Annotated in this window: 17 protein-coding genes; 8 read left to right on the forward strand and 9 right to left on the reverse strand. The window is 44.9% G+C overall.

All coding sequences use genetic code 11. From position 1 onward, the window contains the following. Positions 1-186: a tautomerase family protein gene (locus JWH17_RS03275; protein WP_205221134.1), complete on the reverse strand. Its 186-nt coding sequence runs from the start codon at positions 184-186 to the stop codon at positions 1-3. A 249-nt stretch (positions 187-435) separates the two neighbouring features. On the opposite strand from JWH17_RS03275, the gene JWH17_RS03280 reads away from it, so the two are divergent. Beyond that, positions 436-1,890, forward strand: a complete 1,455-nt coding sequence (locus JWH17_RS03280) for a sensor domain-containing diguanylate cyclase (RefSeq protein ID WP_205221135.1) — start codon at positions 436-438, stop codon at positions 1,888-1,890. 95 nt (positions 1,891-1,985) lie between these two features. On the opposite strand, the gene JWH17_RS03285 is transcribed toward JWH17_RS03280, so the two are convergent. Next, positions 1,986-2,360: a PDC sensor domain-containing protein gene (locus JWH17_RS03285; protein ID WP_205221136.1), complete on the reverse strand. Its 375-nt coding sequence runs from the start codon at positions 2,358-2,360 to the stop codon at positions 1,986-1,988. 411 nt (positions 2,361-2,771) lie between these two features. Next, entirely contained in the window at positions 2,772-3,296 is a 525-nt protein-coding gene (locus JWH17_RS03290; protein ID WP_205221137.1) for a hypothetical protein, read from the reverse strand. Positions 3,297-3,419: 123 nt separating this feature from the next. On the opposite strand from JWH17_RS03290, the gene cmoA reads away from it, so the two are divergent. From cmoA to JWH17_RS03315, 5 genes are all read left to right on the forward strand, one after another. Next, the gene (gene cmoA, locus JWH17_RS03295) at positions 3,420-4,142 is read left to right on the forward strand and encodes a carboxy-S-adenosyl-L-methionine synthase CmoA (protein WP_205221138.1); all 723 of its coding nucleotides are present in this window, start codon (positions 3,420-3,422) and stop codon (positions 4,140-4,142) included. Positions 4,143-4,146: 4 nt separating this feature from the next. After that, complete coding sequence (gene cmoB, locus JWH17_RS03300; RefSeq protein ID WP_205221139.1) at positions 4,147-5,103, forward strand: tRNA 5-methoxyuridine(34)/uridine 5-oxyacetic acid(34) synthase CmoB; 957 nt, start codon at positions 4,147-4,149, stop codon at positions 5,101-5,103. Between the two features lie 85 nt (positions 5,104-5,188). After that, positions 5,189-5,737 carry a hypothetical protein gene (locus JWH17_RS03305; RefSeq protein WP_205221255.1) on the forward strand — a complete coding sequence of 183 codons (549 nt, stop codon included), beginning with the start codon at positions 5,189-5,191 and terminating at the stop codon, positions 5,735-5,737. Between the two features lie 379 nt (positions 5,738-6,116). Then, positions 6,117-7,031 carry a M23 family metallopeptidase gene (locus tag JWH17_RS03310; protein ID WP_205221140.1) on the forward strand — a complete coding sequence of 305 codons (915 nt, stop codon included), beginning with the start codon at positions 6,117-6,119 and terminating at the stop codon, positions 7,029-7,031. Positions 7,032-7,048: 17 nt separating this feature from the next. After that, positions 7,049-7,513: a bactofilin family protein gene (locus JWH17_RS03315; RefSeq protein WP_205221141.1), complete on the forward strand. Its 465-nt coding sequence runs from the start codon at positions 7,049-7,051 to the stop codon at positions 7,511-7,513. A gap of 45 nt (positions 7,514-7,558) precedes the next feature. On the opposite strand, the gene mnmE is transcribed toward JWH17_RS03315, so the two are convergent. The 6 genes from mnmE to rpmH all read right to left on the reverse strand — a co-directional run bounded on the left by mnmE (position 7,559) and on the right by rpmH (position 12,381). Beyond that, positions 7,559-8,947 carry a tRNA uridine-5-carboxymethylaminomethyl(34) synthesis GTPase MnmE gene (gene mnmE / locus JWH17_RS03320; protein ID WP_205221142.1) on the reverse strand — a complete coding sequence of 463 codons (1,389 nt, stop codon included), beginning with the start codon at positions 8,945-8,947 and terminating at the stop codon, positions 7,559-7,561. 5 nt (positions 8,948-8,952) lie between these two features. Next, the gene (locus JWH17_RS03325; protein ID WP_205221143.1) at positions 8,953-9,861 is read right to left on the reverse strand and encodes a Jag family protein; all 909 of its coding nucleotides are present in this window, start codon (positions 9,859-9,861) and stop codon (positions 8,953-8,955) included. Between the two features lie 24 nt (positions 9,862-9,885). Further along, complete coding sequence (gene yidC / locus JWH17_RS03330; protein ID WP_205221144.1) at positions 9,886-11,535, reverse strand: membrane protein insertase YidC; 1,650 nt, start codon at positions 11,533-11,535, stop codon at positions 9,886-9,888. Between the two features lie 64 nt (positions 11,536-11,599). Then, a complete protein-coding gene (gene yidD / locus JWH17_RS03335; RefSeq protein WP_205221256.1) occupies positions 11,600-11,848 on the reverse strand; it encodes a membrane protein insertion efficiency factor YidD in 249 nt (82 codons plus the stop codon). A 14-nt stretch (positions 11,849-11,862) separates the two neighbouring features. Further along, positions 11,863-12,237 (reverse strand): ribonuclease P protein component, encoded by a 375-nt coding sequence (gene rnpA, locus JWH17_RS03340; RefSeq protein ID WP_205221145.1) that lies wholly within the window; start codon positions 12,235-12,237, stop codon positions 11,863-11,865. A gap of 6 nt (positions 12,238-12,243) precedes the next feature. Further along, the gene (gene rpmH, locus JWH17_RS03345) at positions 12,244-12,381 is read right to left on the reverse strand and encodes a 50S ribosomal protein L34 (protein WP_205221146.1); all 138 of its coding nucleotides are present in this window, start codon (positions 12,379-12,381) and stop codon (positions 12,244-12,246) included. A 238-nt stretch (positions 12,382-12,619) separates the two neighbouring features. Here rpmH and JWH17_RS03350 point away from each other — a divergent pair, with 238 nt between their 5' ends. Next, on the forward strand, positions 12,620-13,453 hold the full coding sequence (locus JWH17_RS03350) for a class I SAM-dependent methyltransferase (protein WP_205221147.1): 834 nt from the start codon (positions 12,620-12,622) through the stop codon (positions 13,451-13,453). Positions 13,454-13,548: 95 nt separating this feature from the next. Beyond that, a complete protein-coding gene (gene trkA, locus JWH17_RS03355) occupies positions 13,549-14,955 on the forward strand; it encodes a Trk system potassium transporter TrkA (protein ID WP_205221148.1) in 1,407 nt (468 codons plus the stop codon). Positions 14,956-14,958: the final 3 nt, after the last annotated feature.

A 14,958-nucleotide genomic window follows, 5' to 3' on the forward strand; every position in this document is an offset into this window, starting at 1 on the left:
CTACATATCCCCTATAAGTACGCCGCCTTTGGCAATATTATCACGACTTTCTTCATCAATAAAAAGTAATACGGCTTCTTTGGGCTTGTTTGTCACCTCAGAAATAATCTCTGTCACGCCTTTGGCAATTTTCTGTTTCTGCTCTTTGGATAAGCTTCCTGCGACTCTAATATTTACATATGGCATGCTCTACTCCTGCAATACAATTGCACTGAAAAACAATATAGTCTTTTTCCACGCTAAAAATACCCGTAACTCATATCAAAATTTTACTTTTACGTCGATCAGGTTATGATAAAGGCTGCGTAATTTTGTTTTCTAATTTTTCCATGAGCATTTCTAGAAAAGGAATTCATGCACCCCCCAGATACACGTTGAGCCATAATTCAAACAAAATACAAAATCTCACTTACTCTATAGACAGGAAATTAGGGAATGCTGCTAAAAAAAATCCCAAAAAAGAAAAGACTCATTATTTTCATTGGCGTGCTTCTGGTATTGGGTTTTACAGCAACGAGTCTAATCAGCTACTTTGCAGCAGCAGGAACCTTACGCATAGAAATGACTGAAGACATCCTGCCGCTCACCAGTGATAATATTTACTCTGAAATCCAAAAGGATCTGGTACGCCCGGCTTTTATTGCCTCAATGATGGCTTCGGACACATTTCTAAGAGACTGGGTACTCAACGGAGAGAAAGAGAGCAAACAAATCACAAAATACCTTGCCGAGATAAAAGAAAAATATGGCTTGGTCAGCAGTTTTTTCGTCTCTGAATCAACCCGAACCTACTACTATGCAGGCGGAAAACTTAAAACAGTTAACCCAACAGACAGTCGTGACCGCTGGTACTTCAGGGTTCGCAACATGGAGCACCCTTACGAAATTAACGTCGATTCCGACATGGCTGACCGTGATAAACTCACCATTTTCATCAATTACCGTGTAGTAGATTATAACGGTAATTACATTGGGGCTACGGGGTGCGGCCTCACGGTAACAACTGTACAAGCACTGCTCGACAGCTACGCGGATCGTTACCAACGGACTATTTATTTTGTCAACAAACAGGGCCAGGTTACCCTCACAGGCACGAATACACCACCTCCATTTACCACGATTCCCAAGAATATATCACTGCCGGATAACGCCCAAAATACTGCTAGATCGAAAACAAAGGCGATCTCGTACACACGTAACGAAGAAACCTACCTCCTCAACACACGCTTTATCCCGCAACTCGGATTGTATCTCTTTGTTGAACAATCGATCCAGAGACAGATACGGCAGATGCGTAGAATCCTCCTTAACAACCTTGCGGTCAGCATCGTTATTTCCGTCTTGGTACTTTTCGCCATCTCCTCAACCATTACTCTTTACCAAACAAAACTGGAATCAATGGCAACAACTGACAAATTGACACAGCTGCTCAATCGACATGCTTTTGAAATTCTTTTTGATCAGGCTGTGCAAGAGGCAGAACGCGTAAAACGACCGATAACGGCTATCCTTTTTGATATTGATGAATTCAAAAAAATTAATGATCGACACGGCCACCCAGCCGGCGATGCCGTTTTGGTAAGTGTTGCTGCCACGGCTGCGGAAGCTATTCGCAAATCAGACGGCATTTGCAGGTGGGGGGGTGAAGAATTTCTGCTGCTTCTCAAAGACTGCTCCCTTGAACAAGGAGAGCTGCTGGCAGAAAAAATCAGGCAGTCTGTTGCAGAAACAATTATTTATTATGACGGAAAAGCGATCCAAGTAGAAGTAAGCCTTGGCATCGCTGAGTTGCGCAAAGGGGAAAACCAGGAAAATTTATTACACAGAATAGACCAGGCACTTTACCTGGCTAAAGAAAAAGGAAGAAACCGCTTTGAATCTGCTCTTTGAAGCAGACCAGACTCTTGCCCGGATGAAAACAATTGGACACTGAGACCAGAGCTCCCTCCACAGTAGAGGGAGCCTAGCCCCACAGCTAACAATGCTTAATAACCGCTCGCAACTATAAGATCATTTTTTGTCTTTTTGGCATAGGAATTCTTTTCTTTACCTTTCCACTCATACTGCAACCACACACCTTCGGTAGTAGCAGCCTGAAGCGCCTCGTAAATCGGCATTGCCTTTACTTTCAGATCTTCCCCGGCAAGGCTTGGATGAACTAGGAGTTTACCGTCTTTTTCCATAATAAAGGCATAGGGGGTGTACGCATCTGCGGCAAAACTGGACGCTTCTTTTCCGCTGTCTATTGCAGCTACAATCTCATCAACATTCTTGCTGATGGCAGCCTTGTCAGCAGCGAGTACCTGGGTAGAGAAACAAGCGATTGCAACCATTGCCAGCACGAAAAACAGACGTTTCATAATCTCCTCCAACTTGTTATTATACTGGGTCTTTGTCCAACACAAAAACCACCCTTGAGATAACAGCACGGTGGAGGCAAAACCTTATTGCTCTCTCCTTTGCCGTCCACCTCTTCAAGCAAAATATACACCAGGAACCAAAAGAAAATAAAAAATCACCCTAACAACCTATTTTTAAGGAAAATATCCATCAATGCTCCTTTATTTTCGTCCAGTAATAGCCTCTACAAAAGCCTACTTCGTTCTTTTTTGTCGCAAAAAAGATACTCCATTTTTTCCTCTCTCTTGCTTACCCGCTGAAACCCTTTATTTTCCTTAAAAACTCTCAACACCGTAAGTCTCCCAAAAGCGACACACTCAATTCTTTAACAAGCCCAAACCACACCTACGCTGCAAAAAAAGATGGACCTCTTAGTGCTGTTCTGCAGCCTTTTCCGCAGCATGGTCATTATGCTCGTTGCCATGCTCCACATCAGTTCCATGTTTTCCTGAATGGAAGCCTCGAATCAACTCATACCGAGTAAGATGACATTGAAAATCTGTCGCTCGGGAGTGGATAAATTTTCGTTGTAACGAGTTATGCTCCATTGTTTTGCCGGCTGGTACAACCCCAGCCAACAACCACTGTTTACTATCCAGGTACTGTGCTTGCGGATCGTAAAACTCACACACCACTCTGACATTTTTAACGTCCTCTGCCGACACATTGCTGACAACAAACTTCGCCCTTACCCATCTGTTCGGATCCTGTTCAAGATCGTAGCTGCTTAATTGCACATCACCCGCCAATCCAGTCTCACTTTCCTGCCCATACCTATTATCTTTCACAAATACCCCTTTGGGAGTAAGTACGTTCCGTAGCCCAACCAGTCCCCAAAAAAAGACTAGACCAAGAAACAGACACAGAATAACATTTGCCGATTTTTTCATATTCATAACAAGCTCCGCTATGGTAAGTAGAGTTGACATCTTTGCCGAGGTTATACTTTTGACTCCCCCAGAGTTCAAGGCACTTTTCTTTTAACACCAATACCAGTGATTTCTTTAGAACCATAGACCATGCAGCAGGACAGACTCTTTACCAGTGGAAAAATAGAGGAAGATTTCACGTTTAATAAAAACGTAGCCGATGTTTTTGATGACATGGTCAACCGATCCATACCGTTTTACGAAGCAGTGATTGATGCCATTGCCGATTTGCTTGAACTGCGCCTGAAAGATGGCGACACCATCGTGGACCTTGGGTGCTCAACCGGTTCAACTTTGCTTGAACTCAGCAGAAGACTTGCGGGTACATCAATAAACTATATCGGTATTGATAATGCCGACGCCATGCTGGATAAAGCGCGCAGAAAATGTGAACTTTTCTCGAAAGGTGACACCATCTCATTTACCAGCGATGACATCACCACCTGTGACCTTTCCTCAGCCAAGGTCATACTCTGTAATTACACATTGCAATTTCTACGGCCAATGACGAGACAATCTTTTTTGGATCGTCTCTACCATAACCTCCCCCACGGCGGTATACTTATTATAAGTGAAAAAACCATTTCCCACGCCAAGCAGCTCAATCGCGATTTCATTACCCTCTACCACCAATTTAAAAAGACACAAGGCTACTCGGAACTGGAGATTGCCAACAAACGTGAAGCCCTTGAAAATGTCCTGATCCCATTCTCATTCCAGGAAAACCTGCAGTTACTTGAGCGAGCCGGATTTAAAGAAATAGAGATCTTTTTCAAGTGGTTTAACTTCAGTTCTTTTATTGCCATCAAATAATACTATGTCTAACTATTCGCATATTTTCCCCAACGCCGACCACGCCGGATTACATACTTTTCTGCAAGACAAACACAATTGGCTCTCCCAACCGAAAAAAGGCTTCCTTCGCTACCAGGAACCATTAAAAAAAATCAGCCACCTCCGGGCATCAAGCTGCTGCTTCAAAGAAGATATAGTGACCATTGGCACACCGGAAGAACTCAATGCCGACGAGGCTCTCTTGGTATCCAGGACAATGCAAAACCTGATGCCCTGGCGAAAAGGCCCGTTTTCTATTTTTGGTATCGATATAGATGCAGAATGGCGCAGCGAAAAAAAATGGAACCGAATTGCCCCTCAGCTTCCTGAGCTTAAAGGAAAGCTCATCGCAGACATTGGTTGTAACAACGGCTACTATATGTTTCGCATGACAGAGTATAATCCTCGCTTTGTCCTGGGGTTCGAACCATATGTTCATCACTATTATACCTTTCGTACCCTCAATACTTTTGCCAATCAAAAAAACCTTGACGTCGAGTTACTTGGCATAGAACACCTCCCCTTCTTTCCTGATAGTTTTGATGTTATTTTCTGTCTCGGTATTCTCTACCATAGACACTCACCCATTGTATCGTTGCAGGATATGCACAACGCCTTAACTCAAGACGGAACATTAATCATAGAGTCTCAGGCTATCCCTGGAGAAGAATCCCTAGCCCTGTTCCCTGAAAAAACATACGCCAAAGTACCAGGTACTTGGTTTGTGCCCACTGCTTCCTGTCTGAATAACTGGCTGCAAAGAACAGGTTTTAGAGATATATCCCTTTTCTGTCAACACCCCATGAGCTCTCTTGAACAACGCAGAACCAAATGGATGACATTTGAATCATACGAAGATTTTATTGACAAGCAGAACCCTACGCTTACTATAGAGGGGTATCCAGCTCCACACAGAGTTTTTTTCAAGGCAACAAAATAAAAAATAAGCTGTTCTTGGCTGCAAGATATGTATGCAGTCAAAAATATTGTTATTTCGACAACGACTCATATCAAGGTGACAAATGATGAACGCAAATGAGTGTACACTCTACCACGGCGGCCTAAAAGGCGCAGAATCAGCTTTTGGCGAACAAGCCGAAAAATATGGTATCAATGAAGTGATTTTTACTTTTGAAGGACACCGCCTTAACAGGGACCGCAACACAGAGCTTTTAAGTGAAGAGGATCTACAACGTGGTAATATCAGTATGGAAATTGCGTCCAGAATGATGAACCGCACCTATTATGAGACCGAAAAAATTCGTAAAGTCCTGCAGGTCATTTTCCACATGGTCAACAAAGGGCATCAAGTATTTGTAATTGGAAGCATTCTGGATGACAACTCCGTAAAAGGTGGCACCGGCTGGGCTGTTGAACTGGCGAAACTTTTCAACCGACCACTGCATGTGTACGACCAAGACAAGAAGCAATGGTTTACCTGGAAAGACAATTCATGGCAGGAAGACACTCCCACCATCACCTATAACACCTTTGTCGGTTCCGGAACCCGCTATCTGAGCGATGACGGACAGGCAGCCATAGACAAACTTTTTTCCGACTCCTACGGCGAATAACTTCTTTCCAATTCTGCTTTCAAAGGGTACTCCTGCCACTTTTGCTTATCGTATTTTACCGATTTCCAAGAGGGCAGGAAAACACCTGTCGTGCCCCTTTATCTTGCATTTCCAACAGTCTCCGTGTATACGGTACATCAATGGTAACTGCTTACAGGTTTTAGGTATAATAAATCAAAGAGTTATCCCCCCGCGAGCAGTTACCATCAAAGATAATCAATTCGTCTGATCTAAATGTTTAAATGGCAAATAGCAAGAGTTAGGGTCTCCTTTGCGTTTCCCGTAACATTTCTCCTGTTATTTATTGTCTGCAGTTCTGCAGCTCAAACTGCACACACTTGTCCAATGCAAGCAATCAAAGCCACGTACACATACCATCATGCAAAATAAAAACCTTCATATCCTGGTAACCGGCGAAAGTGGGAATGGGCGTGCCTATGTTATCTCCAAAAAGGCATTGCGCAATAGTATCACTGGATGTCTTATAGGTGCGCTTGTGCTCAGCTTAGGCAGCGCTCTCAGCGTGCGTCTATTTTCATCCAACTATACCCTAAAAAAAGAGGTTGCCGCTCTCCGTACAGACATTAAAACCAATACCGAATTAGCCACCCAACTCGCTACCGCTACCTCTCAGCTTGAGGAGTATCAACAACAAATTTCTCTCCTCCGACAGCAGCAGGAAAACCTGGTTGAAAAAAGTGTGAGCCGACTTGATGAACGCTCTAAAATTATCGAGTCAGTCATGGACTCCATTGGGGTCGAGGTGATCATTGAAGAAGATCCGAAACACAGTGGTGGTCCTTTTATCTCTTCCGGTGAAGGTTCCTATGGTGAGCAGTTGCTCCTCCATACAGACAAGTATCTCAGCATCCTGGAAAAGACCCCCATCGGCCGCCCGCTACCAACAAAAATCAGTTCTCGCTTTGGCCGAAGAAAAGATCCTCTCAATAAAAAGAGTGCCTTTCATGAAGGATTGGATTTCAAAGGAAATACAGGCGATAAAATTCGAGCAACTGGTGGTGGTACTGTCAAGACATCGACCTACTCAAGAGGATGGGGTAATTATATTGTCATAGACCACCATAACGGTTACAAAACCCTTTTCGCGCATTTAAGTAAAAGATTAGTCAAAAAAGGTGAAAACGTTACTCGGGGTATGGTGATAGGCCATGTTGGTAATACAGGAAGAAGTACAGGTTCCCATCTTCATTACGAGATACAGCTTCATGGCAAGCCTATTGATCCAATGAAATATATAAAAATAGCAAGCTTATCCATGAAAATCAAAAATTAAGCTTTCACACACTCATTATGGCTTTATTTAAAAGCAAAAACGCTCCTTCTCACAAAACTGTTGACCATCCACCTAAAAAAGCATTGTCCAAGGACGTTATATCCTCAATTATTTCCCAGGAAATGCAAATTACAGGCGAGATCTCTTTTGCAGGCAAAGCTAGAATTGACGGTACAGTGGAGGGCAACCTTACGGGGGAATATCTCATCCTCAGTGAAGTTGGTAAAATAAAAGGGGACTTACAGCTGGAAGCCCTGGTCTGTCACGGTCAAATCGAGGGCAATATTTACGCAAAAGTTGTTACCATTCACGCGACTGCTGCAATCAAAGGCAAACTGATTGCCGAAAGCCTGACAGTTGAACCCGGCGCTTTATTAAGCGGTGAGATTAGTGCGGCAGATAAAGGAAAACCGACAAAGACGCCTGAGATTTCACAGCCTCAAACAAAAACAGTACCAGCAGAAAGCAAAAATAAGAAGTAATACAATAAGTGCACAGGTGGACATCGGTGAACGAAGAAAAACGTTTTATTTTCCTATACAAAACTCATTAAAGATAGCATCCAAAACATCTTCAGGGGTTGTCAACCCAATAATATCTCCCAGATAATCCAATCCATCCTGGGCATCAACAGCCAGCAGATCACACGGCGCACCATCGCAAATTGCAGCCAGCAGTCTCCGACAGGCTTCTGCTGTTTTCTGCAATGCAGCTAAGTGCCTTACATTAGGTGCGCACAATCCGATTTCTGCAGCCTGGTCATCACTGAGAACGGTCTTAAAAATGGTTTCACGCAAGGTGTCGATTCCCACATTTTCCTTGGCTGAAATTTCGACCCGCGTTGCCTGCTCAAATTTTCGATGCAGACCATCTAATTCCTGCTCGTTACCCCTGTCCGTTTTATTAAAAACCACTATAAGCTGCTTATCTTTAATCGTTGCATAGAGGTCGAGATCTCGCTTGGTCAACGGCTGTGAGGCATCGAGCAAAAACAGGACCAAATCAGCAGCATCCATCTTGCGCCTGGCCCGTTCCATTCCCAGCTCTTCGACTACGTCATTATGGGCCCGAATGCCTGCAGTATCGACAAGATGTACAGGGATACCCTCGATGACGATACTTTCTTCAATAGTATCTCTTGTGGTACCCGGTAACGGTGTGACGAGCGCACGTTCTTCCCTGAGCAGTGTGTTAAGCAGGCTGGATTTACCCACATTGGGACGACCGGCAATGACGACACTAATCCCCTCTCGAATAATTTTAGCACTGGATACCGAGCGGATCAGTGCTTCAATCGGCTTTAGAATATTAACCTTCAGTTGCATCTCGATTGCTTTTTTATCGAGCAGTTCCACATCATCTTCAGGGAAATCTATCGCGACTTCAAGGAGTGCCAGAATGGCGATCAACTCCTTACGGACTGGCTCAAGTTCATCGGTCAAACGGCCTTGCAGTTGGTTAACTGCAAGGTCGATCCCTTTATCCGTTTGAGCCTGCAACAAATCAATAACAGCTTCAGCCTGGGTAAGGTCAATACGGCCGCCAAGAAAAGCACGCTTGGTAAACTCTCCAGGCTCAGCGGGCCTAGCCCCCAAGGCAAAAACTGTTGCCAACACCTTCTGCAACAATATATATGAACCGTGGCAATGCAATTCGACCACATCTTCAACCGTGTATGTCGCTGGCCCCTGCATGAAAACAGCAAGGACCTCATCTATAACTTTACCGGCAGAATCGGCTAGTGTGCCATAATACATTTTATGGCTTTCAAAATGAGAAATGGGGTACTTTGGAGTAAAAATCTGCTCAAGAATGGTTGCAGCAGTTGCACCAGAGATGCGAATAATACCGATGCCGCCAGTCCCAGGTGGCGTGGCAATGGCAGCTATGGTATCTGTTGAACGATGGTACCCCATCCGTGCTATCCTCTCTTTTTTCTGGATCCGGACCGACGTCCTTTGCCGGGCTTATAAATCAGCACTTTTTTAAAGAGTCCATCTCCGACCGAACGGCTCCGGATCCCTTTATCCTCTTGCAAGATCATGTGAACAATACGACGCTCCGATGGGTTCAAAGCTGGAATTGCCTGGGTTTTTCCATCTTCTTTTACCTTTTCGGCAAGCTCAACTGCTCGTTGTTTTAAATCTTCTGCACGTCGCTGCCTGAAATCGCCGGCATTGAGCGACAAAAGAAATCTATCCGGCAAACTTTGCAACATCATCTTACGAATAAGATACTGGAGACTATCAAGCGTGCGCCCTTCTGAACCGATTATATCTTCCTCGTATTCGCCATTGATGTTGCAGGTGACAGTATTACCCTCAAAGGTAACATCAACCTGTGACGGAAACTTCATGAGAGAGAGCATCTCACTTATGGTCGCTTGAATAGCATCCAACGCTTCTTGCGACGGCTCTTCGTAGCTCATTTCAGCAGATTCGGTAGCCCCCCGCCCTCCTCCTTTAGCAGAAGGAATTTCTTTCTTGATTTCAACATCATCATTGGCTGTGTTTGTAGTTTTTGCGCTTTCTGCCGAATCGTCTTCCTTTTGCTCGTGTCGGGCATCACCGGCCAGGGCAGCGTTCTCTTGACCTTCTGGTTTTGTGTCAGCGACAGGTTCCTGCTCAACGGGGCGCGGCTCAACCTTCTCTTGCTGGGTTTTTTCTTTCACCCGAATATGGGCTTGTTTTCGGCACAAACCAAAAATCCCGGCTGACCCCGTTTCAAGGATCTCAATCTCCAAGTTGTCTTGTGTTGTAGCAAACTCCTTACAAGCCTGATCAATAACATCTGTTATATCTTTTCCAAAAAAATCTTTGTCTTTTGTCATAAGAGTTTTCCTTACAGCCCCGAGTTATGCCTTACTTTGCCGGTTGATGAGTTGTTGCTGAAGAATGGAAAGAAGATTATTTATAAACCAATAAAGTACCAGACCAGAGGCAAAATTAATAAACATAAAAGTGAAAATTATCGGCAAAAACTGCATAACTCTCGCTTGTGTTGGGTCAGCAGTTGTAGGAGTCATTTTCTGCTGCAGATACATGGAAGCCCCCATCAGCAAGGTCAACACAGGCAACCCATGCAGATAAGGAATATCCACCCCTATCCAAAGCCGATCTGGTGCAGAAAGGTCATTGATCCATAGCATGAACGGAGCATGGCGCAGCTCAATTGCAGCCATCAAAACACGATACAGGGCGAAGAAAAATGGAATCTGGATAACCATGGGCAGGCACCCGCCCACAGGGTTGACTTTGTACGTTTTGTACATAGCCATCATTTCCTGATTCATTTTTGCAGGATCATCCTTGAATTTCTCTTTCAGCTTTGCCACTTTTGGCTGCAGTTTCTGCATGTTCTTCATGGACTTCATACCCTTCTGGGTAACAGGCCAGAACACCGCTTTAATTAAAACGGTCACCAAAATAATAGCTATTCCATAATTTTTTGTATAATCATAAAAAAAGTTCAACAGCCACAGCATGGGCTTTGCCAAAACATCAAACCAACCGAAATTCACTGCCTTAGCAAGTTCTCCCCCTGTAGCCTGCAGGATCTTAAGTTTTTTAGGACCGAAATATATGGAATATGCGTGCTCACTGGTTTCGCCAGCGCCAAGTGTCTCTATCCCTTCTGAAATGACAGTGCGAACACTTTCCTCATTACCTTGCAGGCTTACTACCAGGGTTTTATCTGATTTCGGCACAATGGACGTCATAAAGTAGTTATCCACATACCCAGACCAGCTGACATCTCCCTGTAGAATAATTGGGCCTTCGGCTATCTTTTTAGGTTTCGTTTCTACCAATTCGCCATTGACGTACGCTGCCGGTCCAGAAAAGAGGAATCGGCTGGTCGCACTGGCATGGGAAAACGACTTATGAATCATACTCATCGCAGGTGATATCTGCAGCGGATTCCCCCCCACATTTTCCACCTGATACGTATCATCGATTAAGTAGGTATTCCCCCGAAACTTGAGCGTCCTAACTATTTTGGTCCCATCATCAAGGGTTGCTTGCATTACCAGAACAGCTTCTCCCTGCTCGTCAGTAACCACAACCGAATCGTTTCCCGCTGTAAAAAGCGGCAACACTTTTCCGGCTCCGTTATCAAGCGAAAAAAGAACCGGTAAGGTGTTGGGTGTCTGGGTAAGAACCAACTGCATTGGACCTGATTCAAGCTCAATGTCCGTTCGATACTTTTTGAGGACAAAACTTTTAAAACCACCCCCCTGCTCACTGATAACAGCCGTGTAAAGTGGTGTATCTATCGTGATATCCCGCGCATCAGGATTCACAGGGACAGCAACCATACTGTTGCTTGCCTGCGACGCTACCACTGGTTGTGCCGGTGCAGTGCTCTGCCCTGCACCTTGTTCCTGGCTACTGACGGTTTCCTTAACAACTGGTTGTTCAGCAACCGGTTTAACAAAAAAATATTGGTACCCGACAAGAATCAGGAATGAGAGAACAATAGCCAGAAAGGCTCTGAATAAGTCCATTTTTTTTCACACCTCGTAAAGACACTCTCGGCTGCACATGTATTTAATGCCCAAGACAAAAGTATTATTTCACAGGGTCGTAACCGCCCTGAGAAAAAGGATGACAACGCAATATACGCCAAAGGCCTTTCAACCCTCCGCGAATTACGCCATATTTTTGTACCGCTTCAATTGCATACTGAGAACAGGAGGGAGTAAATCGACAGGTGGGGGGGAATAGTGGCGAAATAACATATTGATACCCCTTGAAAAGCAGCACCAGAAACTTTTGGGGAATCGACGTCACAACGGCAAAAACATCTCTGATTTGCATCACATATTTTCTTTTCAACAAAGCTCCCCATCGTTTAAATCATCAGGGAAGGACTTCGCATCCATTACGGCTGAAACCATATGCTGGAAGTCGCTGGAACTACGCGCAGAAAAACCTGGACGAACAGTCACAACGACATCCGCATTCCGGGGAAACAAGTTTCTGTTCTTGCGAAAGACCTCACGTATAATACGCTTAATCCGGTTACGTTGAACCGCCCCCCCTACCTTTCGCTGTACACTTATGCCCAATCGACTCCATTGCTTCTGATTCGACATATAAATTACAGCAAAGCCATCACCGTACAGTCGATTTCCGTACCGGTAAACCCGATTGAATTCCCTGTTTTTTCTTATCAGACTTGTTTTAGGGAGTCCATGGGGTTTCATGTTTTCCTATGCTGCTAACTGCTTGCGCCCTTTTGCCCTTCTACGCTTGATTACAGCTCTTCCACCATGGGTTTTCATGCGGCTGCGAAAACCATGGGTACGGTGACGCTTGATGTTACTGGGTTGAAAAGTTCTTTTGCTCATAACTCATTTCCTTTCATGGTATAATATGTTTAATAAAAGCAGTTGTGAAACGGAGCTGAACCTTTCCAAGTAACGTATAAACCTGTTCGGTAAGATGTACAATGGTCGATAGAACATATGGTTTTTCGAAAAAAGTATCTACTCTGTCTGCACACACTACAGTTGTTTCACGAAACTGCGTATTTTAATCACAGCATAGTCTATCTGTCAAACCATTTCATCTCAACAACGAAAATGTATGGTCAAATTGGATTATAATAGTGTCGATTGGGGCAAACTTTGGCAACAAGCGCAACAAAGTAGAGCAAAAAAAGAAAAAAAGGTAAAAGACTGGGATAACCGGGCCCACTCTTTTGCCGCACGGACTGCGACCTCCATCTACACCAAGCACTTCCTGCAGCTCCTCCGACCTGAAGCACACTGGACAGTCTTGGACGTCGGATCCGGGCCTGGGACACTGTCACTGCCCCTTGCACCTCGTGTGAGACATATCACCTGCCTTGATTTTTCAGGCAACATGCTCGATATACTTAACAAACGAGCACAACAGTACAAGATAGCAAACATTACGACCTGCAAAGCCGCTTGGGAGGATGACTGGAGGCAGCTGGGTATCCGTCCTCACGAGCTTGCCATTGCTTCCCGATCGCTTGCTGTCAGAGATCTAAAAGGTGCGATCAAACAACTCTGCTGTTTTGCAACTGAAAAAGTAGTGATCACTGACAAAGTTCGCCATGGTCCTTTTGACCCTGGCGCCTTCAGAGCTCTACAAAGGCCTCTACAGACCGGACCTGATTATATCTATACCGTTAATCTCCTCTATCAAATGGGCTTTCTAGCCTCGATAGAGTATATACGCCTTGATGAGCATCCAACGTATCGCAACTTTGAGGATGCCATGACAAGCTACAGCTCCATGTTTCCCTCAATCAATCCCGATGAAAAAAAGCAATTGAAAAAATACCTTCAATCCATTACCACCTCCAATCAAAATGGAGGGGTTACAGTTCATAGGCAGCATGTTCCAACCTGGGCCTTCATTTCCTGGAACCCTAATGAACGTAATCTGTAATCCAAAACTTTGCTAACATGTCAACAAAATAGTCATCTGTGTAAAAAACAGGGGCACAAGAATTTGCAGCTGATCTGCAACACATCATTGAGCATATGATTTTTAAAAAAAAAGGTGCCACCGAAAATATCCTTATCCTTGGTCTTGGCGGCATTGGTTCTTACCTGGCTAAACGACTCCTCCATGAAGGGTATGCGATTACCGTAATCGAGCCTGACAGCGACCTTGTCCGTTACGCCGACGGCGCTATGGATGCCCGCCTGATACAAGGCAACGCCATGTCAGTGTCCTGCTGGAAGGATGCGCATGCAAAAAATATGGATTACCTGATTGCGGTGACAGACAACGATGCGATCAACATGCTCTCTGCAATGGTTGCTGATCGCTTTGACATACCTACTAAGATTGCCCGAGTAAGGTCCCAAGACTTTGGCCATAGCAACTCCCTGCTGAAAGGAGAAGACCTCAAAGTAGACCTCTTCATTCACCCTGAAGAGCTTGCCGCCCAAGAAATTGTCCGCATGATCAAAAGAACTGCCGGTGATGAGATCATTGACATAGCTCTTGGCCAAATGCAGGTAATGGCCACCAGGATTACCCAAACATCCCCTTTTGCATTTAAAAATTTAATCGATATATCGAAAACCTACAGTGAGTTCCCGTTTCGAGTTGTGGCCATTGCCAGGGGGATCAGTACCGTTATCCCCTCCGGCGAGCACGAAATTCTTCCCCAGGATCAAGTCCTGATTATGGCAGACAAGAAAGACCTGCCGAAATTGATGGAGCTCACCGGGGTAAAGCAACATCGACGACACCGGGTGATGATCCTCGGCGGCGGCTTGGTTGGCTCCCGGATTGCCGAACTTCTTGGAAAAACTTTTCGCGTCACCCTGCTGGAAAAAGACGGGAAAAGAGCGGAAGAATTGTCTTCTATGCTCAGAGACACGGAAGTACTCCATGGAGACGGCTCTGACAAAGAAATTTTAGAAGAGACAGGCCTCAAGGACATTGACACGTTTATCGCTGCAACAGGAGAAAATGAAACCAATATCATGAGCTGCATCCTCTCTAGACATCTCATGGCCGCTCATGATGGTGAGACGCAAGGAATGCAGAGAAAGACGATCTGCCTTGTCACCAAGGAGGAATATCTTGTACTTGCCTCCACCAGCGGACTCGACATAGTCCTTAACAAAAAGATCCTGGCCGGAAACGAAATTCTTACCTTTATTCGCGGGAGCGAGTTACTTTCCATCTCCCACATGCATGGCTTTGATGCTGAAGTTGTTGACCTGATCGCGGCCCCCAACTCTCCTATCACCCGAAAACCGCTCGCTAATCAGACAAAGGCACTTGCCGGTCATATCATTATCGGTAGTGTCTTTCGGGACGGGCAGTGGAAAACTGCTGTAGGAGATACACATATTCATAGTGGTGACAGGGCGATCGTCATCTGCAACTCACTCTACCTAAAAGATGTTCGGAAGCTCTTTTCAGCCTGACAG

This window comes from Desulfogranum marinum (assembly GCF_016918565.1).
Taxonomy (GTDB): Bacteria; Desulfobacterota; Desulfobulbia; order Desulfobulbales; family Desulfobulbaceae; genus Desulfogranum; species Desulfogranum marinum.